This is a genomic window from Pseudomonas sp. BCRC 81390 (assembly GCF_030341915.1).
Taxonomy (GTDB): domain Bacteria; phylum Pseudomonadota; class Gammaproteobacteria; order Pseudomonadales; family Pseudomonadaceae; genus Aquipseudomonas.
Map to the genome: position 1 here is coordinate 261,513 of NZ_JATAAG010000083.1, position 21,019 is coordinate 282,531.

General features: G+C 64.8%; 18 protein-coding genes. 11 read left to right on the forward strand and 7 right to left on the reverse strand.

Translation table 11 applies throughout. The annotated features are described in order from the left end of the window. The first annotated feature begins 28 nt into the window (after nt 1-28). Nucleotides 29-922 (forward strand): bile acid:sodium symporter family protein, encoded by an 894-nt coding sequence (locus QSV36_RS24370; RefSeq protein ID WP_289135419.1) that lies wholly within the window; start codon nt 29-31, stop codon nt 920-922. A 30-nt stretch (nt 923-952) separates the two neighbouring features. Here the strand turns inward: QSV36_RS24370 and QSV36_RS24375 are convergent, their stop codons facing one another. After that, nucleotides 953-1,420 carry a sterol desaturase family protein gene (locus QSV36_RS24375; protein WP_289135423.1) on the reverse strand — a complete coding sequence of 156 codons (468 nt, stop codon included), beginning with the start codon at nt 1,418-1,420 and terminating at the stop codon, nt 953-955. Between the two features lie 173 nt (nt 1,421-1,593). Between QSV36_RS24375 and QSV36_RS24380 the strand changes: the two genes are divergently transcribed. Further along, on the forward strand, nt 1,594-2,103 hold the full coding sequence (locus tag QSV36_RS24380) for a GNAT family N-acetyltransferase (RefSeq protein WP_289135425.1): 510 nt from the start codon (nt 1,594-1,596) through the stop codon (nt 2,101-2,103). A 22-nt stretch (nt 2,104-2,125) separates the two neighbouring features. Here QSV36_RS24380 and QSV36_RS24385 read toward each other — a convergent pair whose 3' ends face one another. After that, complete coding sequence (locus tag QSV36_RS24385; protein WP_289135429.1) at nt 2,126-3,694, reverse strand: sensor domain-containing diguanylate cyclase; 1,569 nt, start codon at nt 3,692-3,694, stop codon at nt 2,126-2,128. 152 nt (nt 3,695-3,846) lie between these two features. Here QSV36_RS24385 and QSV36_RS24390 point away from each other — a divergent pair, with 152 nt between their 5' ends. After that, nucleotides 3,847-4,347, forward strand: a complete 501-nt coding sequence (locus QSV36_RS24390) for a DUF4142 domain-containing protein (protein WP_289135431.1) — start codon at nt 3,847-3,849, stop codon at nt 4,345-4,347. 8 nt (nt 4,348-4,355) lie between these two features. Further along, complete coding sequence (locus QSV36_RS24395) at nt 4,356-4,607, forward strand: hypothetical protein (protein WP_289135434.1); 252 nt, start codon at nt 4,356-4,358, stop codon at nt 4,605-4,607. A gap of 77 nt (nt 4,608-4,684) precedes the next feature. Here the strand turns inward: QSV36_RS24395 and QSV36_RS24400 are convergent, their stop codons facing one another. Both QSV36_RS24400 and QSV36_RS24405 read right to left on the reverse strand, forming a co-directional pair. Then, nucleotides 4,685-4,849 (reverse strand): DUF6021 family protein, encoded by a 165-nt coding sequence (locus tag QSV36_RS24400; RefSeq protein ID WP_289135436.1) that lies wholly within the window; start codon nt 4,847-4,849, stop codon nt 4,685-4,687. A gap of 57 nt (nt 4,850-4,906) precedes the next feature. Beyond that, on the reverse strand, nt 4,907-5,893 hold the full coding sequence (locus QSV36_RS24405) for a DNA-binding protein (RefSeq protein ID WP_289135439.1): 987 nt from the start codon (nt 5,891-5,893) through the stop codon (nt 4,907-4,909). A 240-nt stretch (nt 5,894-6,133) separates the two neighbouring features. Here QSV36_RS24405 and QSV36_RS24410 point away from each other — a divergent pair, with 240 nt between their 5' ends. From QSV36_RS24410 to QSV36_RS24420, 3 genes are all read left to right on the forward strand, one after another. After that, complete coding sequence (locus tag QSV36_RS24410) at nt 6,134-6,739, forward strand: helix-turn-helix transcriptional regulator (RefSeq protein WP_289135441.1); 606 nt, start codon at nt 6,134-6,136, stop codon at nt 6,737-6,739. Nucleotides 6,740-6,880: 141 nt separating this feature from the next. Further along, nucleotides 6,881-7,879, forward strand: coding sequence for a threonine/serine dehydratase (locus tag QSV36_RS24415; protein ID WP_289135443.1), 999 nt, complete (start codon nt 6,881-6,883; stop codon nt 7,877-7,879). Then, nucleotides 7,876-8,823 carry an ornithine cyclodeaminase family protein gene (locus tag QSV36_RS24420; RefSeq protein WP_289135445.1) on the forward strand — a complete coding sequence of 316 codons (948 nt, stop codon included), beginning with the start codon at nt 7,876-7,878 and terminating at the stop codon, nt 8,821-8,823. Before QSV36_RS24415 ends, QSV36_RS24420 begins: the two co-directional genes overlap by 4 nt. Before the next feature lie 12 nt (nt 8,824-8,835). Here the strand turns inward: QSV36_RS24420 and codA are convergent, their stop codons facing one another. Then, a complete protein-coding gene (gene codA, locus QSV36_RS24425) occupies nt 8,836-10,077 on the reverse strand; it encodes a cytosine deaminase (protein ID WP_289135449.1) in 1,242 nt (413 codons plus the stop codon). Nucleotides 10,078-10,193: 116 nt separating this feature from the next. Then, entirely contained in the window at nt 10,194-11,459 is a 1,266-nt protein-coding gene (gene codB / locus QSV36_RS24430) for a cytosine permease (RefSeq protein ID WP_289135452.1), read from the reverse strand. A gap of 447 nt (nt 11,460-11,906) precedes the next feature. Between codB and QSV36_RS24435 the strand changes: the two genes are divergently transcribed. From QSV36_RS24435 to QSV36_RS24450, 4 genes are all read left to right on the forward strand, one after another. Continuing rightward, complete coding sequence (locus QSV36_RS24435) at nt 11,907-15,299, forward strand: Ig-like domain-containing protein (RefSeq protein ID WP_289135454.1); 3,393 nt, start codon at nt 11,907-11,909, stop codon at nt 15,297-15,299. 111 nt (nt 15,300-15,410) lie between these two features. Further along, nucleotides 15,411-16,394 (forward strand): SCO family protein, encoded by a 984-nt coding sequence (locus QSV36_RS24440; protein ID WP_289135457.1) that lies wholly within the window; start codon nt 15,411-15,413, stop codon nt 16,392-16,394. A gap of 81 nt (nt 16,395-16,475) precedes the next feature. Continuing rightward, the gene (locus QSV36_RS24445; protein WP_289135460.1) at nt 16,476-18,800 is read left to right on the forward strand and encodes a putative bifunctional diguanylate cyclase/phosphodiesterase; all 2,325 of its coding nucleotides are present in this window, start codon (nt 16,476-16,478) and stop codon (nt 18,798-18,800) included. 76 nt (nt 18,801-18,876) lie between these two features. Beyond that, a complete protein-coding gene (locus QSV36_RS24450; RefSeq protein ID WP_289135463.1) occupies nt 18,877-19,827 on the forward strand; it encodes a site-specific integrase in 951 nt (316 codons plus the stop codon). A gap of 39 nt (nt 19,828-19,866) precedes the next feature. Here QSV36_RS24450 and QSV36_RS24455 read toward each other — a convergent pair whose 3' ends face one another. Next, nucleotides 19,867-21,006 carry a glycerate kinase gene (locus tag QSV36_RS24455; protein ID WP_289135466.1) on the reverse strand — a complete coding sequence of 380 codons (1,140 nt, stop codon included), beginning with the start codon at nt 21,004-21,006 and terminating at the stop codon, nt 19,867-19,869. Nucleotides 21,007-21,019: the final 13 nt, after the last annotated feature.

Sequence of the window (21,019 nt, forward strand, 5' to 3'; positions counted from 1 at the left end):
CTGCCGACCTATCGCCGCGGGACCTGCCATGACTGCTTCTCCGTTGCTCACTGCTGTTCTTCCGCTGGCCCTGGGCATCATCATGCTCGGCCTCGGCCTGTCGCTGACCCTGGCCGACTTCGCCCGCGTGGTGAAGTACCCCAAACCGGTGGTGGTCGGCCTGGCCTGCCAGCTCCTGCTGCTGCCGCTGGTGTGCTTCCTGATCGCCAACGGCTTTGCCCTCGAGCCCGCGCTGGCGGTCGGGCTGATGCTGCTGGCCGCCTCGCCTGGCGGCACCACGGCCAACCTGTTCAGCCACCTGGCGCATGGCGACGTGGCGTTGAACATCAGCCTGACGGCGGTCAATTCGCTGATAGCGATCCTGACCATGCCGTTGCTGGTGAACCTGTCGCTGAGCTGGTTCATGGCCTCGGACCAGGCCATCCCGCTGCAGTTCGCCAAGGTCATGCAGGTATTTGCCATCGTCCTGTTGCCCGTGGCCCTGGGTATGCTGGCGCGTCATTTTGCGCCTGCCTTTGCCGCGCGCATGGAGAAACCGATGAAGCTGGTGGCGGCGCTGTTCCTGGCCTTTACCATCGTCCTGGCCCTGGCCAAGGACTGGCAGACCGTGGTCGAGTACGCACCGCTGGTGGGCCTGGCCGCGCTGCTGTTCAACCTGCTGAGCCTGGCCGTGGGCTACTGGTTGCCGCGCTTGCTGGCGATTCCCAAGCGCCAGGCGATTGCCATCGGCATGGAGATCGGTATTCACAACGGCACCTTGGCGATTGCCCTGGCATTGAGCCCTTCGCTGCTGAACAACGCGACCATGGCAGTGCCGGCGGCGCTGTACAGCCTGATCATGTTCTTCACCGCGGCGGGGTTCGGCTGGTGGGTCAGCCGCGGGCATGTGGCGCTGCAGGCCAAGGGTGAGGCCGTGAACTGAGCGCGCCGGCGACCGGGCCAGCCGCGATTGTCACGGCTGGCTGCGCCTGCTGCGCAACTGCCGTTTCAACACCTGCAATGGCGGTGCGTAGAAGAACCCGAACGATACGCTCCCGGTGCGCCCCTTCACCGCATGGTGCAGCCGGTGCGCGCGGTGCAGGCGCTGGAGGTAGCGGTTGACCGGGCGAGGCTTGCGCGGCCAGTGCCGATGAAACAGCCCGTCATGGGCCACGACATACAGCACCCCATAGCCCGCCACGCCAGCGCCAACCCACTGCAAGGGCGCATGACCGCTCTTGCCCAGGGCAACCAGCGCCGTGGCGATCAGCCCCAGGGCCAGCAGGTACAGGTCGTTGGTTTCGAGCATGCCCAGCTGTGGCTCATGGTGCGAGCGGTGCAGCCACCAGCCGCAGCCATGCATGATGTACTTGTGGGCCAGCGTGCCGACACCCTCCATGGCCACCAGGGTGGCGAACAGCACGGCGAGATTGAACAGCATGGAACGGTCCGGGTGATGGCGAAGGAAGGCGCAAGGGTACCGATTGCCTGGCATTTTTTCCATGCGGGCGTGTCCGCTTGGCGGCGCTGGTCGATGAAGTCATTGTCACCTTTCAACCCTTGACCGGTTGCCCGCTCAGGATTAAGACGTAGCGCTTTCAAAGGAGTGAGCCCATGCGCATCCGCCCTACCCTCGAGCGCGATATCCAGTGGCTGCCAGCGATTGAACGCTCGGCGGCCCAGGCTTTCGCTGACTGGCCAACACTGGCGTGGCTGGCGCAGGCCGATGTGCTGGACATCGATGCGCACCGGGCTTTCGTCGCTACGGGCACCAGCTGGGTTGCCGACGATCTGCAAGGGCGTGTGCTCGGTTTCGCCTGTGCCCGGTTCGAGCGGCCGGCGCTGCACCTGTGCGAGATTTCAGTATGTCGGCAGGCCCAGGGGCAAGGCGTCGGGCGCGCCTTGCTGCGGCAGGTGGTGGATACGGCGCGCCAGGCAGGTGCCCATGAGTTGACCTTGACCACGTTTGCCGATGTGCCGTGGAATGCGCCGTTCTATGCGCGTTTCGGCTTCGAAACGGTTGACGAGGCACACTTGGACCCGCGACTGCGAAGCATCCTTGCCGATGAACGTGCCCATGGCCTCGTCGGACGCTGCGCGATGCGCCTGGGTTTAGGGCGTTGAGCCCTGGCGCGCGACGCGCCGCTCAGGAATGCGCACTTGCCCAGCTGTCTTGCGCCACGCAGTACCTGTCCCGGCCTTGACGTTTGGCCTCGTACAACGCCGCATCCGCTGCGGCCATCAGCCGCTCGGCGGTCACCTCTTCCCGCGCCGGGTGCCCCGTGGCTATGCCGGCGCTGCACGATACCCGCCCCAGTGGGCTGCCTGCATGTTCCAGCATTTGCCGGCGCAACAGCTGCTGTACCTCTTGCACCAGCAGTTCCGCCCCTCGGGCGTCGGTGTCGGGCAGCAGCAGGGTGAACTCTTCGCCGCCATAGCGCACCGCCAGGTCGGCCGGCCGTTTCAGCGCCTGTTGCAGTACTTCGCCAATGCGCCGCAGGCAGTGGTCGCCCGCCGGGTGGCCATAGCGGTCGTTGTAGGCCTTGAAATGGTCCAGGTCGAGCATCACCAGGCTCAGCGCATAGCCTTGGCGGCGCGCCCGCCGCAGCTCGGCTTCGAACACCGCATCCAGCCGCCGACGGTTGCCCAACCCGGTCAGGCTATCGGTCAAGGCCAGGGACTTGAGGGTCTGGTGTGCCTGGTGCAGCGCCCGCTCGATGACGATCCGCTCGCGCAACTGGCGCAGTACCACGCCACCAAAAACCGCCAGCCCCAGCAGCAAAAGCAGCAACACGGCCATCGACTTGATCGCGTCGTGCCGCCAGGGCGCGACGATCGACTCGCGCGACAAGCCTGCCTCCACCACCAATGGGTAGCTCGACAGGGCACGATAGGCATACAGCCGTGGCGTGCCGTCCACCACCGCGACCGCTTCCACCACACCTTCTGCTGCGTATGGCAGGTGGTTGCGGAAAATCTCGCTGTTGGCCAGGCTGCGGCCCACCACCTGTTCGACGAAGGGCCGCCGAACCAGGATGGTGCCATCGCGCATGGCCAGGACCAGCGCGCCACGTTCGTCGATCTTGAAGTCGCCGTAGTAATGCACGAACCAGTCGACTTTGATCGTTCCCAGCAACACCCCGGCGAAGCTGCCATCGGCACGCTCCAGGCGCCGGGAAATGGGAATGATCAAGGCTCCCGTGGAGCGGCTGCGCACCACCGAGCCGATATGTACACGCCGGTCGCTGTGTGTGCGGTGATAGATGAAGTAGTCGCGGTCGGCATTGTTGGCATTGGGCGGTACCGCTGCCTGGTCGGTGACGATCCAGTTGCCCTGTGCGTCGTACACGAACAAACCATGCAGCTGCGGCATGATATTTTTCTGCTGTACCAGCAAGGCATGCAAGCGCGGCCGGTCGATATGGTCGAAACCATCTCCCTCCAGCCGCTCGGCCAGCGCTGCAGTGATCGCGTCCACCTGGCGGATGGCGTCTTCGGCGTGTTGCGCCGTGGCCCTGGCCAGGTTGGTGACCATGTTCCCGGCATTGGTGAAGGCATGCCGGTAATCGCGCCAGATGCGCCAGCCTTCGACCACGACGAAGGCCAGCATCACCATCAGCATGAACGCCAGAACCAGACGGAACAGCGCCACGGCACGGCCCTCACCGGTTATGGCGAAAAGCCCGTCTTCGTCCTTATTCCTGGCTGCGCACATTGAAATCCCTGGCCACCCCGCGTTTGCCGCTGTTCACTATAGTTGACCAGCATCTGGACACCGCCGGCCAGGAAAAAGATTAAACCTTTGTCCCGCAATCACCCTCAACCGTACGCGACACTGAGGTCGCGTCACGGTTTAAGGAGTGAGGCATGAGCAATCTCTTCATCAAGCGCGTCGGTTTTTCCATGGTGCTGGGCCTGGCATCGGTACATGCGCTGGCGGCGAGTTCCGATGACTTTGTCGAGGCCGCCACCGAGTCCGGCATTGCCGAAGTGGTTACCGGTAAGCTGGCCCAGGAGAAAAGCCAGAACACCGAGATCAAGACATTCGCCCAGCAAATGGTCACTGACCACACCCAGGCCAACCAGAAACTCGGTGACATCGCCCGCAAGCTGGACATTTCCGTACCCGATGAGGCTGCGATCACTGACAAGGTCAAGAAAATGATCCTGGAATGGCGCGAGGAGTCCTTCGACAAGGCCTACATCAACAACCAGGTGGATGCTCACGAAAAGGCGGTGGAACTGTTCAAGAAAGAGGCCGCCTCGTCTGACAAGGCCGAACTGAAGGCTTTCGCCAGCGAAACCCTGCCCAAACTCGAACAGCATCTGGAACACGCCAAGACACTTCAGGCCAAGCACGGCAAGTGAGGCCCGCCATGAGTAACGATGCATTGAGAGCCGAAGTGCTGACCCGCCTGTTGCATGCCCACCCTGAGGGGCTTGGCAAGGAAGTACTGGACAACTACCGCGGGGAGAAAGCGGTGGCCGGCATGCTCAAGACCTTGCAGGAAGCCGGCCTGATCCAGGACGGCAGCGTGGCGGTCAGCAGCGACCATCAGATCAGCGTGAACTACCCGATCAAGCTGTCGGCGGCGGGCGTGGAGGCTGCCAGGCAAGCCGACAGTTGAGTGCCGGCTCGCTCGGCCCTTGCTGATGCCGGCAAGTCAGTGCCCTTTGGGGTGGCTGGCTTGCCGGCAATTCACTTCTAGCGCTTTTTCTCGACGTCCCTGGGCGGCTTGGCCGGCCCCTGTGGGTCGACTTGCGGGTCGTCGACATCGGGTGAATCGGGGTCGAAGCCGAGGTCAGCGTTGTTATCGGCCTGCTCGGACGAATGAGGCCCTTCTTTGCGTTCGGGTCGGGTTTCAGGCATGGCACTATCTCCACCGGGAATGTATAGGGAAGAAAGCCCCGGCGCGAAAAAGTTTGATCAATCTGCAGCCTCGGCCAGTTGCGCCTTGACCTGCGCCAACGCTTCATCACGTTGCTTCAGCTGCTGGGCAAGTTGCTGCAATTGCTGCGCCTGTTCCGCGCACAGGTCGCGGTGCTGCTCCAGGCGCTGCGCCTGAGCATCCAGCTGCCGACGCATCTCCTCGCTGGCGCCCTGCGCCTGGGCCAGGATCGTACGCAGGCCCTGAATCTGCGCGTCACGCTGCTCCAGCAATTCATCCTGTGCCCTGCACGCGCTGGCAGCCTGGCGGTGCTCAGCCAGCAAGCGCTCGTTATCACGGTGCAGGCGGGTCAGCTCGTCCTGCTTGACGATCATGCCCTGCTGCAACTGGCGCACTTCCACCTGCAATTGCTGCAGTTGCGCTTCATGGCGGCGTTGTTCCTGCTCGCGCTGTTCGCGGCTGGCGGTGCGGTAGTGTTCCAGCGCGTCGCGGGCATGGCGGTGCTTGTCTTCCAGCGACTTCACCTGCTCGTCCTTGTCGGCCAGGCGCAGCTGCAACTCGCCCAGCGCCTGGTTGAGGCTGGCACTACGCAGCTGTTCGGCCTGCAAGGTGCTTTGGGTAGAACGCAACTGTTCCGATTCGGCGGCCAGTGCGGCTGCGTCGATCTGATGCTGTTGTTGCGCCGCAGCCAACGCCTGCCGGGTGGTCGCCAACTGCGCTTCGAGCTGCTCGCGCTGTTCGATGAAGCGGCTCTCGGCCTGCTCGACCTTCAGGTCGGCCTCATCCTGCAGCTGGTTGGCCAACTGCCCGACCATTCGGCTCAATACCTCGCTCAGCGCAAGGCCGCCCGCGGCGGCTACAGGTTGCTGACCGCTCAGCTCCTTCAGGTAGCGGTGAATGGTGGTCTTGGACCCGGTGTTGCCCAGCTCGATACGAATGGCATCGATGCTGGGGTTTTCGCCCCGGGCAATCAGCGCCTGACGCGCCTGTTGCACTACCACCTTGTTGATGCCGCCGCGGGCCATGCGTGCTCCTACGATTTTGTAATGTGATATGTACCATGTAATTACATACCGATTATGCGGGCAAGCGGTCACCCTGGCAAACCCTCGCTGACAATGAATAATCACGGCTTATCGAATGTGATAGGCAAAACATGCGGTTTTTGGTGGGCAGCAAATGTACGCTGCCACCCTTGCAAGACGCCTTGTGTCGGTGCTGCTTTGCAGCCACCATGGTGCCTGGCACTCGACCCGCGACAGAAAATGACCCTGGAAAACTACAAGGCAATCGCCGACAGCATCGCGCTGCTGCTGTACCCGCACGCAGAAGTCATCCTTCACGAACTGCGCAGCCAGACCGTCGTTCACATCGCCAACAATTTCTCCCAGCGCCAACTGGGCGATGATTCGGCGATCGACCACGAACTCAAAGACTTGCTCAACGGTGTCAACCTGGGCCCGTACGAAAAGCTCAACTGGAACGGCCAGAAGATCCGCTCCATCAGTAGCGTGCTGCGTAACCAGGCGGGTGAAGCGGAGCACCTGATGTGCATCAACCTGAATGTGTCGGTGCTGGAGCAGGCCCGCGCGGCGCTGGATGCGTTCTTCCAGATGAGCCGGCTGGTGCCGCAGCCCGATTCGCTGTTCCGCAACGACTGGCAGGAACGCATCAATACCTTCCTGCATGCTTGGCTGGGGGAACGCAACCTGTCCCTGCAGACATTGCAGGTAAAAGACAAGCGCAGCCTGGTGCAGGCGCTGCATGCCGAGGGCGCGTTCGAGGGGCGTAGCGCTGCCGACTACATCGCCAAAGTGCTCAACATGGGCCGGGCCACGGTGTACAAGTACCTGAAGGAACTGCGCGCCTAGGCGCCAGGCAACGCCTTGCGTTTTTTTCCATGACATCGGCGAGCCAGGCAGTGGCGCGCGTGGTCAGGTTCACCCCCTTGCCAGAAATAGACGATATGTCTATGGTGGACTGAATTTCTACGATTGTTCTGGAGTGCAATCATGTCCACCGCTACAGGTTTCCCCCTGGTCGATGCCACTTACCTCGACACGCTATACCAGGCGATCAAGGATGCCCATGTGGCACTGCGCCCAGCCGTCAGCATCACACCGCTGACCTACAGCGCCCGCCTCTCGGCCATCAGCGGCTGTCACGTACTGCTCAAATGCGAGCATTTGCAGCACACAGGCTCGTTCAAGTTTCGCGGCGCCAGCAACAAGATCCGCCTGTTGCCCGAGGAGCAGCGCGGTAAAGGGGTGATTGCTGCTTCTTCCGGCAACCACGGACAGGCGCTGGCACTGGCAGGTAAAGGCGCTGGGGTGCCGGTCACCGTGTATACCAGCAATGGCGCTTCTGCCTACAAGGTACAGGCCATGCGCGCGCTTGGCGCTGAAGTGGTCGGCTTGCCCACCGACCCATTGGGGGCTGAACTGGAGGCTGCCAGGCAGGCCCAGGTCCATGGCAAGCCATTCGTCTCACCTTATAACGACGCGCAGGTCATTGCCGGGCAAGGCACCATCGGCTTCGAGCTGTTCGAACAGGCGCCGGACCTGGACGCCGTGTTCGTGGCCGTCGGTGGTGGTGGAATGATCTCCGGTATTGCTGCAGCCCTGCGGGTACTCAAGCCGGGTACCGATATCATCGGCTGCTGGCCGGAAAACGACCCGGCGCTGGAGCAGTCGCTCAAGGTTGGCAAGATCATCGACGTGGCCGCCCGCGAAACGCTGTCCGATGGTACAGCCGGCGGCGTCGAGCCCGGCAGCATTACCTTCCCGCTGTGCCAGGCGTTGCTGACCGACACCGTGCTGGTCAGCGAGGCCGAAATCAAGGCCGCCATGCGCGAGATCGCCAGCAGTGAACGCTGGATCATCGAAGGTGCCGCGGCCGTCGCCGTCGCCGGCATGCAGAAGCTTGCCGAGCGTTACCGCGGCAAGCGCGTCGCGGTCATCCTGTGTGGCCGCAACATCGTGCTGGACGCGTTCCTCGGGGCTATCCAGTGAGGTGCTTCAGCAAGGCACAGATCGTCGCCAGCCTCGACCCCGAGGTCGCACTGCGTTGCCTGGAGCAAGGCTTCATCGCCTTCTCGGCGGGCAAGGTCCAGGTGCCACCGGTCCAGGGCTTCAGCTTCCCAGGCGCGAATGGCGACTGCTGCGTGAAGTCGGCCTATGTGGAGGGCAGCGCCACCTTCACCGTGAAAATCTCGACCGGCTTCTATGACAACCCGGGCAAAGACCTGCCGAGCAACGATGGCCTGATGCTGGTGCTGTCTGCGCACACCGGGCAGCCCTTGGCGCTGCTGCAGGACGAGGGCTGGCTGACCGGCATGCGCACCGCCCTGGCCGGGCGGATTGCCGCACGCTTGCTGGCACCGCCGCAGGTCACTGCCATCGGCATGTTGGGCACCGGCATGCAGGCGCGGATGCAGCTTGAACAGCTGGGCGCCATTACCGATTGCCGTCAGGTCGTGGTCTGGGGCCGGCAGGACAGCGGGCTGGCTGCCTACCGTGCGTTTGCCCGCGCGCAGGGTTATGACGTGCGCACCACGCAGGATGCTGCCGAGGTCGCGGGGGCAGCCAACCTGATTGTCTGCACCACGCCTTCCCGCCAGCCGCTGTTGCGTAGCGAGTGGGTCCGGCCCGGCACGCACATCACCGCTGTGGGTGCCGACGGGCCTGGCAAGCAGGAATTGGACCCGGCGCTGGTGGCCAGGGCAGCGCGCATCGTCGTCGACTCGGTCGCGCAGTGCAGCCAGTACGGCGAGGTTGCCCACGCCTTGCGCAGCGGCCAGATCGACACGACGCAACTGATCGAACTGGGTACCTTGCTGGCCAGCGGCGCCCCTGGGCGGGAGCATGCTGACCAGATTACCCTGGCGGACCTGACCGGTGTGGCAGTACAGGATGCGCAGATCTCAAGCTGTGCCCTGGCGGCGATGAGCGCCTGAGGCCACGCCGCCTCAGGCAAAGCGCTGCACGTGCGCCGGTGTTCGCTGCATCAGCACCTTGCCATGGCGCAGCGACACCAGCGCGTGCCCCTGGCTGCGTACCATCTCGTAATCGTCCGGCGCCGACAGTAGCAGCAGGTTCGCCGGGCGCCCCTCCGCGATGCCGTAGCCCTCCCCCAGGTTCAGTGTACGGGCGCTGTTGTCAGTGATCAGGTCCAGGCAACGCTGCAGGTCTTCGTAACCGAGCATGTGGCAGATGTGCAGGCCGGCTTCGAGAATACGCAGGATGTTGCCGTTGCCCAACGGGTACCACGGATCGACGATGGAATCCTGGCCGAAGCACACGTTCATCCCGGCGCGGTCAATCTCGGCCACGCGGGTCACGCCTCGGCGTTTCGGGTAGTTGTCGAAACGCCCTTGCAGGTGGATGCTCTCGGTCGGGCAGGAGACGAAATTGATACCCGACAGCTTCAGCAGGCGAAACAGCTTGTAGCAGTAGGCATTGTCGTAGGAACCCATGGCTACCGTGTGGCTGGCTGTAACCCGGCCCCCCATGCCGCGCACCCGGGCCTCCTCGGCCAGCACTTCCAGGAAACGCGACTGCGGATCGTCGGTTTCGTCGCAATGCACGTCCACCAGGCAGCCGCTGCGCTCGGCCAGGTCCATGAGGAACTTCACCGACGCCACGCCCTGGTCGCGGGTGTTCTCGAAATGCGGAATGCCGCCCACCACGTCGGCGCCGATGGCTACCGCCTCGGTCATCAGCGCCCGGCCGTTGGCGTACGACTCGATGCCTTCCTGGGGAAAGGCCACGATCTGCAGGTCGACCAGGTGGCGCACTTCATCACGCACCTCGACCATGGCCTTGAGCGCGGTGAGCTTCGGGTCGGTAACATCGACATGGGTGCGTACGTGCTGGATGCCATGGTCCACCAGCATGCCGATGGTCTTTTTCGCACGGCTCTTGATGTCCTCATGGGTGGTGATTTCCTTGCGCTCGGCCCAGCGTTCGATGCCTTCGAAGAGGGTACCGCTCATGTTCCACTTCGGCTCGCCTGCCGTCAGGGTGGCATCGAGGTGGATGTGCGGCTCGACAAAAGGCGCCACCACCAGGTTCTGCCCGGCATCCAGGTCACCCGCAGGCGTGGGCGCCACCCCATTGGCCTGGGGCACGATGGCGGCGATGCGCTCGCCGTTCAGTTCGATGCGGAACAACCCAGGCTTGCCGCGCAGGCGTGCGTTGATAATGTTCATGCTGTTACTCCTTGCGGTGGTCTTCGCTCATACGCCCTATCAACAGAGCGACCGAAGCATTCATGCGAAAGTGCGTGCAGGCCGGGCAACTGCAGGATCTGCTCCAGCGCCAGGGCTCACGGCTCGGTGCCTGCCTGGCCTGGTGCCCGGCGCCGTGCGTCCAGCTCGACGAGGACGACGTAGCACAGGGCCGAAGCGCCGATACCAACCAGCGGGGCGATCCACGGCGAGGCGCAGGCCAGGACCGCACCCACGGCATAGGCCAGCAGCCCGGTCAGGTTGTAGCGCGGCAGGCTTGCCGTGGCCAGTGCCGGGAACCTGCCGCGATGGCGATACCAGAAATCGGCCATGATCACGCCGCCCACCGGCGGAATGATCGAGCCCAGCAGTACCAGGAACGGGATCAGCATTTCGTACATGCCGCCGATCGCCAGCACGATCCCGACCCCGGCTGCCACCAGCGTTGCGCTGCGCCGACGCTCGCTGCGCAGCAGGTGGCAAGCGGCGGCCGACACGTTGTAGAGGGTCGGCCCCTGGATAGTCCACAGGTTCAGGCACAGCATGACCACCGCCGCGAACGACAGGCCTTGCAGCATCATCACCTCGACGATATCGGCCTGCTGGTAGACCATCGCGCACCAGGCCCCGGCCACCACCATCAAGCCGTTGCCCAGCAGGAACGCCACCACGCTGGCAATCACCGCCACGCGGCCGCTACGCGCCAGCCGTGTCCAGTTGGTCGCCTGGGTGGCACCACTGGCGAAGGTACCGAAGACCATGGTCACGGCAGCCGAAAAGGTCATGGTCTCGTGCGGTAGCACCGCGGCCAGGTCGGCAAGGCCACCGGCATCGCGGGTGGCGATGTACATCGACACCAACAGCAGCACGAACATCAACGGCACCGACAGCCGCGACAGCACATCCAGCCCCCTGAAGCCAATGATGGCCGTCATGCTGAAGCCCAGGCCGAACAGCACCATCAACGGCATGCTGAAGCCGTCCGCCAGCCCCAGCAGCCGGACCAGCACGATGGCCACCGTGGCCGTGCCCCAGGCATACCAGCCCAGTTCGGCGAAACCCAGCAGGACGTCGGAAACCCGGCTACCCGCCTCGCCGAAGCAGAAGCGCCCCATCAGCACGGTATTCAGCCCGCTGCGCGAGGCAATGAACGCCAAGGCTGCGGCATACAGGGCCAGCAGGCTGTTGCCGATGGCGGCTACCCATAACATCTCGACAAAATCGAAGGCCATGCCCAGTTTGCCGCCGGCGAACATCGTGCCGGTAAAGAAGGTGAAGCTGAACAGGACCATCGCGATCGGCAGCAGGCCCTTGCGAGCGGACTGCGGGGCTTCGCTGAGCGGAAATTCGCTGGATGAACTCATTGCACGGGGCTCCGGGTTGTAGTCGGCAGCAGGGAGAGCAAGATGCAGGCCGCTTTGACTACGGCGGCCGCCGCGCCCCGGAGCAGGCGCGTCGCACTACAGGCGGTGTGCACGTTGCACATTAAAGCGCAGAAAACGGGAATTGAAAGTGTGCCCGGTGGCTTCATTTATGGCGTAGGCGCACCAAAGCAGGACGGGATCGTGTCGTTGGCGTCCAGCGCGACAGGGCGCGAAGGAGCAGCCAGGCGCCCATGCCCCAGACGTTGGGTAATGGGTAACCCGCTAGTGGGGGGCTAGCCCCGTTTTTGACGCCGTGGCTTTCAACGCGCTTCAGGCGCCACAAGGGCTTGATTGGCTGGGCGTTACATCCCGGACACTTGGCACAGGCGTTGCTCGGGCCGTGGTAACTAGCAAAACGCCACGAAGCCGTGAGCGAGGCACAAGCCCATGAAAACACCCGTCGCGATCCGCCCATGCAGGCATGTATTCCCGCTCTCCTCCGTCACTGCGCTGATGCTTGGCCTCGGCCTGGCCACGGCGGTGGCTGCCCCCCTGGATGACAACAGCATGCCGCCGCCGACCGACCCGTCGGCCTATACCGACCAGCCGGCCGACCCGACCCAGGCCTTGCTCGACCTCTACAACATGCCAGAGGCCAACCAGGGCTCGCTCGAGTTGAGCAATGGCGTGTACGGCGACCGCAACACGGTACTCGCCAACAATGTATTGCCACCGGCCTTGCAAACCGCCAACAAGTACCCCACCAACGGCAAACCCAGCCCCTTGTTCGGGGCATTGCCGTTTACCCAGCAGTTGCTCCTGTTCGAAGAGTTCGGCACGGAAAAACTCGACCCGACGCTGCCGCCTGCAACGCTGACCTTCCCGGTACCCACCCTGGGTGCCGCACCGGCGCAGGACCCGGACGTGGTCGCCCGCAGTGGTCCCAGCGGCAGCGCGCTGGAAGCCTTCCTCAAGCAACCGGGCCTGTACCCGTTCCCGACCCAGTATGCCAATGTGCTCGACCGCAACCCGTGGAAGGCGCAGATCGAAATGTTCCTCAACCGGCACCCTGTCGGCTCGCCGGCGGAAGGCCGGCCACCAGGAAAAGGCTGGTCGCACCAGCGCTGGAACGAGTTCTATCCGCAGGCCGGGTTCAAGACCGCCCAGGCCGGCGCGCGCATCAACCTTGGTTTGCGCGACCGCAAGCAGCTGCACAACTATGCCGTTGGCGAGTTCGCCCCGGGCGGCCTGTATTACCAGACCTCCGACATCCCCAACACGCAGGGCACCACCCGCGGCATCGACACCCGCTTCCACCCGAAAATGCCGCTGCAGAACCACAAGTCGGTGTGGACCTTCGACGGCACCTTCCCACCCAAGTTGCTGATGGTGCGCTATGGCCAGCCAATCCTGATGCGCCACTACAACGCCTTGCCCATCGACCCTGCCGCGAACAACGGGTTTGGCCTGCACACCCTTTCCACCCACGAGCACAACGGCCATTCGCCCGCTGAAAGCGACGGTTTTGCCAACGCCTACTTCTTCCCGGGCCAGTACTACGACTACCGCTGGCCGCTGCAGCTGGCCGGCTACGACACCATCAACACCCGCGCCCAGGACCCACGGGCCGCATTCCCCTGCTCGCCGGGTGAGACCCTGTTTGTCAACGATGCCAGCCCCGGCCTGAAGACCTGCCAGAACGGCAGCATCAAGATTCGCGGCGACTGGCGCGAAACCATGAGCACCCACTGGTTCCACGACCACATGATGGATTTCACGGCGCAGAACGTCTACAAGGGCAACGCCGTGATGATGAACTACTACAGCGCCCTGGACCGTGGCAACGAGGCCCTGCAGGATGGCGTGAACCTGCGCTTCCCCAGCGGCTCGGGCATGCCGTGGGGTAACCGCGACTACGACGTCAACCTGGTGATCGCCGACAAGGCCTGGGATGCAAAAGGCCAGCTGTGGTTCAACCCGTTCAACACTGACGGCTTCCTTGGCGACCAGGTCCTGGTCAACTGGCAGTTCCGGCCCACCCTCAAGGTTCGCGCACGCAGTTATCGCTTCCGTATCCTCAACGGCTCGGTGTCGCGCTACTTCAAGTTTGCCGTGGTTCGCGAAATCGCCGGCACCAGTGGCGAGTTCAAAGGCCCGGTCGGCTCCAACCTGTCGTATGCCCGGGTGCCGTTCCACATGATCGCCAATGACGGCAACATCATGGAACATGCTGTGCCGTTCGACGGCAGCATGGACCTCAACGGCGACGGCAACCTGCAGGACAACAACGGCATCCTGCCGCTGCAGGGCATTGCCGAGCGCTACGACATCATCATCAACTTCGCCAAGAACGGCATCAAGGTTGGTGACAAGCTGTACTTCGTCAACCTCGAGGAGCACCAGAGCGGCAAAGGGCCGGAAGGCGCCATTGCGCTGGCCGACGTGCTTTCGGAAAAGTACAAGGCCGTGATCAAGCAGACCAGCAAAGGCCCGCAGTGGGACAACGGCGATCCGGCGATCGGCAAGTTCCTGCAGCTGGTGGTGCAGCCCTACAGCGGCCAGGACCTGAGCATGAACCCGGCGGCCTACGAGCCGGCCAGGCCAGGCAAGGCTGCAGGCATGAAGATGCTGCCGCTGACGATCGACCGCAACTCGGCTACCGACCTGGCCAAGCTCAAGGAAGCCCGCCACCGCGAATTCATCTTCGGCCGCTCCGACGGTACCGACAGCAAGCCCTGGACCATCAAGAGCGAAGGCAGCTTCGGCTACAGCATGGACCCGCGCCGCATAGCCGCTGCGCCGCAACTGGCCAACCAGTCCACCGATGCCGGCTTCAGCGGCGACGGCACCCTGGAAGTGTGGAAGATCATCAACGGCGGTAATGGCTGGAGCCACCCTGTGCATGTGCACTTCGAGGAAGGCGTGATCCTCAGCCGCGATGGCAAGGCCCCGCCAGAGTGGGAAAAATGGGCGCGCAAGGACGTGTACCGCATCGGCCCGGATGCCGACTCGTCGGAAGAAGTGGAAATGGCCATCCGCTTCCGCGAGTTTGCCGGTACCTACATGGAGCATTGCCACAATACCCAGCATGAGGACACGTCCATGCTGCTGCGCTGGGACCTCGAACACCCGGGCCAGTTCCAGGTCATGCCGACCCCGCTACCGGGCTGGGACGGTGTGGCGTACGTGGCATCGGTTGGCCTGCCAACCTTCCGCACCAACAACAAGGGCAACAACGAGCCGGACAACAAACCACCGGTTGCAGCCAACGACAGCGCCGCGACCACGGCCGGCAAGCCGCTGACCCTGAACGTGCTGGCCAACGACACCGACCCGGAAAACAACCTGCCCTTGACCGTTGTCGGCCTCAGCCAGCCGGACTCCGGCCAGGGCAATACCAATACCGATGGCACTACGGTGGTCTACACCCCACCCGCGAGCGTGGCGACGCCGTTCACCGCCAGCTTCAACTACACGGCACGGGACGCCAAGGGTGCCGAATCCGTGGCCCCGGCCACGGTCAGCATCGCGGTCAGCCCGGCTACGGTGATGGACCAGATCCAGGTGACCAGTGCCACGGTGCAGGTGCTCAGCGCCAACCAGTTTACCTGGGAGGTCACCGGGACCACCACGGTGGCCGCAGGCAACAGCATCAGCGTGACCGCAGCCACCACCGCCGGCCCGTTGAACCTGGGCGCCGCCGCCATGACGGCTAGCGGCAGCGGCGCCACCTGGCGCTTGCTGGTGACCACCAGTGGCTATGGCCCGGCGACGCCAGCGACGGTGACCGTGAAATCGGCACTCGGCCAGAGCGTGACAGCGCCGGTCAGGTACAAGTAATTGGCAGCCGGGGCCGCCAAGCGGCCCCTCGCCGGCGCGCCCACCGCCATTGCCCACGGCCTGCGGACAGTGTGCTTGCGGTCGGGCGACCGGTAACCGGAGAACCGTATCATGCCCGGCACATGGCGCATTCTGCTCGTGCTCTCGCTGTTCGCGGCCAGCATCCCCTTCTGGCCGCTACAGCCACAACAGCCCAAAGCAGCACAAGCTGCATCGCCCTGGGGAGCCGACTATTTCCCCAACATTCCGTTGCTGACCCAGGACGGCGAGAAAGTGTATTTCTTTGACGACCTGATCAAGGACAAAGTGGTCGCCATCAATTTCATCTTTACCGGCTGTTCCGACTCCTGCCCGGTCGAAACCGCACGCCTGCGCCAGGTGCAGAAGATCCTCGGTGACCGGGTGGGTCAGGACATCTTTTTCTATTCCATCAGCATCGACCCCTTCAACGACACCCCCGCTACCCTGAAGCGCTACGCCGAAAAATTCGGCATCGGCCCCGGCTGGACGCTGCTCACCGGCGAACCGGCCGACATCGAACAATTGCGCCGTAGCCTCGGCCTGTATATCGAAGGCCTGGAAAACGGCCGCTCCAAGGACCACAACCTGAGCCTGATCATTGGCAACCAGGCCAGCGGCCGCTGGATGAAGGCTTCGCCTTTTGAAAGCCCGTACATCCTCGCCGACCGCCTGGGCAACAGCCTGCACAACTGGAAACAGGCCAACGCCAAGCCGCTGGACTATGCCCAGGCGCCGGAGGTTCGCCCGCTCAGCAGTGGCGAGCAGCTGTTCCGCACGCGTTGCTCGTCCTGCCATACCGTGGGCAACAGCGAGCCGGGGCAGCGCGCGATCGGCCCCGACCTGCTGGGTGTGACTCGCCAGCGTGACGCCACATGGCTGGCCCGCTGGCTCAAGGAGCCCGACCAGATGCTGGCGCAGAAAGACCCCCTGGCGATGCTGCTGTATGAGCAGTACAACCGCCTGGCCATGCCCAACCTGCGCCTCAGCGACGGCGAAGTCAGTGCGTTGATGAATTACCTGGAGGAAGAAACCGCGCGCCTGCAGGCGCCGCTGGCGGACAAGGGCAATCCTTAAAGGCCATTGGCCATCAGTCATGAAGCTGTCATCTTACTGTCGTATTTTCTGGCCATTACCCAGGGTCGGGAACTGTCAGCAGTGATTCGCCGTTCGCTTTCCTCCGCCAGCCTTCTGCGGCTGCTGATCCTGATGCTGTGCGCCGCGACCCTGGCCTTCCTCTGGGGGCTGCACCTTGCGCAGCAGGCTGGTGCAAGGCGGGACGCGCTGGCGGCCAAGGCTGCCGAGCAGCTGAACCTGGCCAGCCTGGTTGGCGCAAGCCTGCGCCAGCTGGTCGACCGCGCCCAGGCGGTAGGCCGGGCCAGGCGGGAGGACATGAAAACGCTGCGCCCGGGCAATCCAGGCCTGGCGAAGCTGCTTGGCGAAGACCCGGTGTTCAAGCGCATGGGCCTGTACGACCGCCAAGGCCGGCTGCTGTCGGCCAGCCATGCCGACGTGGCCGCCGAGCTGCCCGGAAGCTGGTTGCAGCAGCTGCAACGACACGTCGCCGATTACGGCTTCAAGCCGTTCCTGCCCAGCATGCAGGCCCCCAGCCAGGCGGCCACCGGGCCAGATTGGCAGCTTCCCTTCCTGCTGCCGCTGACCAACCTGCAAGGTGATGCCATCGACAGCATCCTGGTGGTGCAGCTGGACATCGGCTACCTGGCAGCGCTGCTGCAGCACGTCGACCTGGGCGGCAGCGGGCTGGTGCGCCTGCTGCAGGGCGATGGCCGGGCGCGACTGCGCATCGACAGCCGTGGCGTGCGCGTGCCCGATGACGCGTTGCAGCCAGGGCTGCCCGGCAGCGCCAGCGGGACGGGCATGTTCACCCAGTACGCGACCGGCGTCACGTACCAGAGCCTGTTCCGGCGCGTACCCGAGCGGGGCTTCAGCATCGTGGTCAGCCAGCGCCAGGATGAGATCCTGGCGCCTGTCATGCAGGCCTATGCCCGGCAGTTCTGGCTCACCCTGGGCATGACCCTGATGATCCTCGCCAGCCTGCTGTGGACCTTGCGCCTGTTGCGCAAGCGCCAGGAGGCCTTCAGCGCGCTGGAGCAAGCCCAGCAGGTCAACCGGCAACTGATCGAGCGCCTCGAGGACGAGCACCGGCGCAGCAGCCACGCCGCCGCCACCGACCACCTCAGCGGCCTGCACAACCGCCGCCAGTTCGTCGAGGTCGCCGGCCAGGTGTTGACCCGTCAGCGCGGCAGGCGCCGGCTGATGGCGATTCTGTTCATCGACATGGACCGCTTCAAGTCGATCAACGACTCGCTGGGGCACAAGGTCGGCGACCTGCTGCTGCAAGCCGTGGCCGGGCGTATCCAGCGCCTGCTGGAGCCCGGCGACGAAGCCTCGCGCTTTGGTGGCGACGAGTTCGTGGTGCTGCTGGCAGGCGAACGCAGTGAAGAGCAGATCAATGCCTGGGTGCGTGAACTGGTGCAGAAACTCTCGGCCACTTACGCCCTGGATGGCCAGGAGGTCAATACCAGCCCCAGCGTTGGCGTCAGCATCTGCCCGCGCGATGGCCAGGACATCGACAGCCTGATCCGCAGCGCCGACGCGGCGATGTACTCGGCGAAGCAGGCCGGGCGCGCCCAGTACCGCTTTTTCGACCCGTCACTGAACCTGGCCGATATCCAGGCCTTCACCTTGGAACAGGCATTTGGCAGCGCGTTGGCCGAGCACCAGTTCGTGCTGCACTACCAACCGCAGATTCGCCTCGACACCCAGCAGGTGCTGGGTTACGAGGCGTTGGTGCGCTGGGACCATCCCGAGTTCGGCCTGCTCTACCCGGACCGCTTCATCGGCCTGGCCGAACGCAGCGGTTTCATTGTCGAGCTGGGCTGGGAGGTGCTGCGCCTGGCCTGCGAAGCCTTGGCGGGTTGGGCCGCGCAGGGCGCCGAGACGCGGCTGGCGGTGAACGTCTCCGCCCTGCAACTGCGTCAGGCGGGCTTCGCGGCGCAGCTGCTGGACCAACTGCAGCAGTACGGCATCGCCCCACAGCGGCTGGAGCTGGAAATTACCGAAACCACCATTCTCGACCCCGAAGGCACGGCAGTGGCGCACCTGCACTGCCTGCGCAGTGCTGGCCTGGGCATCAGCCTGGACGACTTCGGCCGTGGTTATGCCGGCTTTGCTCACCTGCACAGCCTACCGCTGAGCAAGCTGAAGATCGACCGCTCGCTGATCGCGCCACTGTCCAACAGCCATGACGACAGCCCGATCGTGTCCTCCACCATCATCCTGGCCAAGCGCCTGGGCCTGGAGGTGGTGGCCGAGGGCGTGGAAACCCGTGAACAGGTGGTATGCCTGAAGCTCGCCGGCTGTGATATCGCCCAGGGCTACCACTTCAGTCGGCCGTTGTCGCCGACGCAGCTGCGTGACTACCCACCGTTCAAGCGCAGCGGGGCCAGCGCTTGCGTGTGATGCTGGCGCCTGCAGCGCAGGACAGGCACAGCATTTCGGTTTATTGTGGTGTCCATCACCAACCGACCCTCGCACCATGACCGACATCGAGCGCTACCTGCGCGCCGCCACCCGTGACAACACCCGGCGCAGCTACCAGGCCGCCATCGAGCACTTCGAAACCCACTGGGGCGGCTTCCTCCCGGCCACGGCCGAGAGCATCGCCCGCTATCTGGCCGACCACGCCGACCAGCACGCCGTCAGCACCCTGCGCCAAAGGCTCGCCGCACTCAGCCAGTGGCACCTTGCCCAAGGCTTCCCCGACCCGACCAAGGCCCCGTTGGTACGCCAGGTGCTGCGCGGCATCCGCACCTTGCACCCGAACCCGCCCAGGCAGGCCGCGCCGTTGTTGCTGCAGCACCTGCAAACCGCCGTACAGTACTTCGAAGCGGAGGCCCGCCAGGCCCGGGAACGGCATGACCTGGCTGCCCTGCGTCGGGCCCGCCGCGACGCGGCCTTGCTGTTGCTGGGCTTCTGGCGCGGTTTTCGTGGTGATGAACTGGCGCGGCTGCGCGTCGAGCACATCCAGGCCCAGGCCGGTGTCGGCATCACCTTGTTCCTGCCGCGCAGCAAGGGCGACCGGGAAGCGCTGGGCGTGCAACACCGCACCCCGGCGCTGAAGGCGCTGTGCCCGGTCACGGCCTACCTGCAATGGCTGGAGGTGGCCGGCATCGCCCACGGGCCGGTGTTCCGCAAGCTCGACCGCTGGGGCAACCTGAGTGAAACCGCACTCAACAGCAATAGCCTGGTCGGCCTGCTGCGGCGCATGCTGGAACGCGCCGGGGTGCCGGCGGCGCTGTACACCGGTCATTCGCTGCGCCGTGGTTTCGCCACCTGGGCAACGGCCAACGGCTGGGAACTGAAGGCATTGATGAGCTACGTGGGCTGGAAGGACGCCAAGTCAGCCTTGCGCTACATCGACGCAGCGCAGCGCTTTGGCGAGCTGGCCGTGCTCCCGACCAATCAGGCCCAGGCGCTGCTGCCCTGAGATTGCCGGCCAGCGCCTGCGCCAACGCCATCCCCGCGGTCAGCTTTGCCTTGCACGGCGCCACAAGCGGCCGATGTCACAGGCACGCGTGCGCAGCAGTTCGGCAGCATCGGCACAGGCCTGCTCCAGGCTCATCGGCCCGCCGGCCAGGGCAAAGGCAGCGTCGATGCCATGGGCATACAGCTGCTGGTAGCCTTCACCCAAGGTGCCGGCCAGCACCACCACCGGCACCCCATGGCGCCTGGCCACCCGCGCCACACCCAGCGGCGTCTTGCCGCGCAGGGTCTGGGCATCGAAACGCCCCTCGCCGGTTATCACCAGGTCAGCGTCTTGCACCAGCGCGTCCAGGCCAGCCAGCTCGGCCACCACTTCCACCCCGGGGCGGAACTGCGCGCCCATGAATGCCCGGGCCGCGAAGCCCATGCCACCGGCCGCGCCGCAGCCAGGGTAGTCACGCACGTCGCTGCCCAGTAGCTGCGCACAGTGGTCGGCAAAGTGCCCCAGGGCCTGGTCCAGCGCCTGTACCTGTTGCGGGCTGGCACCCTTCTGCGGGCCGAAGATCGCCGAAGCGCCGTTGGCGCCGCACAGCGGGTTGTCGACGTCTGCGGCCACCTCGAACTGCACCTCGGCCAGGCGCGGGTCGAGGCCGCTGGCGTCGATGCGGGCCAGCCCGGCCAGGGCCAGGCCGCCCTCTTCCAGCGCCTGCCCGTCGGCGTCCAACAGGCGCAGGCCCAGCGCGCGCAGCATGCCGCTGCCTGCATCGTTGGTGGCGCTGCCGCCGATCGCCAGCACCACCCGTTGCGCGCCGGCGGCCAGGGCAGCGGCAACCAGTTCGCCAGTGCCCCAGGTGCTGCTGCGGCAGGCATCGCGCTGGCCGGTCGGCAGCAGTTGCAGGCCACTGGCCTGGGCCATTTCGATGATTGCCGTACGGCTTTGTGGCAACCAGCCCCAGCCGGCTTCGACGCGTTGCCCCAATGGCCCGCGCACGGTCTGCCGGCGCAGTTCGCCATGGCTGGCGGCAAGAATGGCCTGCATGGTCCCTTCGCCACCGTCGGCCATCGGGCACTCGAGCAGCTCGGCTTGCGGCCAGGCTTCGCCCAGGCCCGCTGCGATGGCGCGGGCGACACCGGCAGCGTCGAGGCTGTCCTTGAACGAGTCGGGGGCGATGACGATCTTCATGGGGATTCTCCTG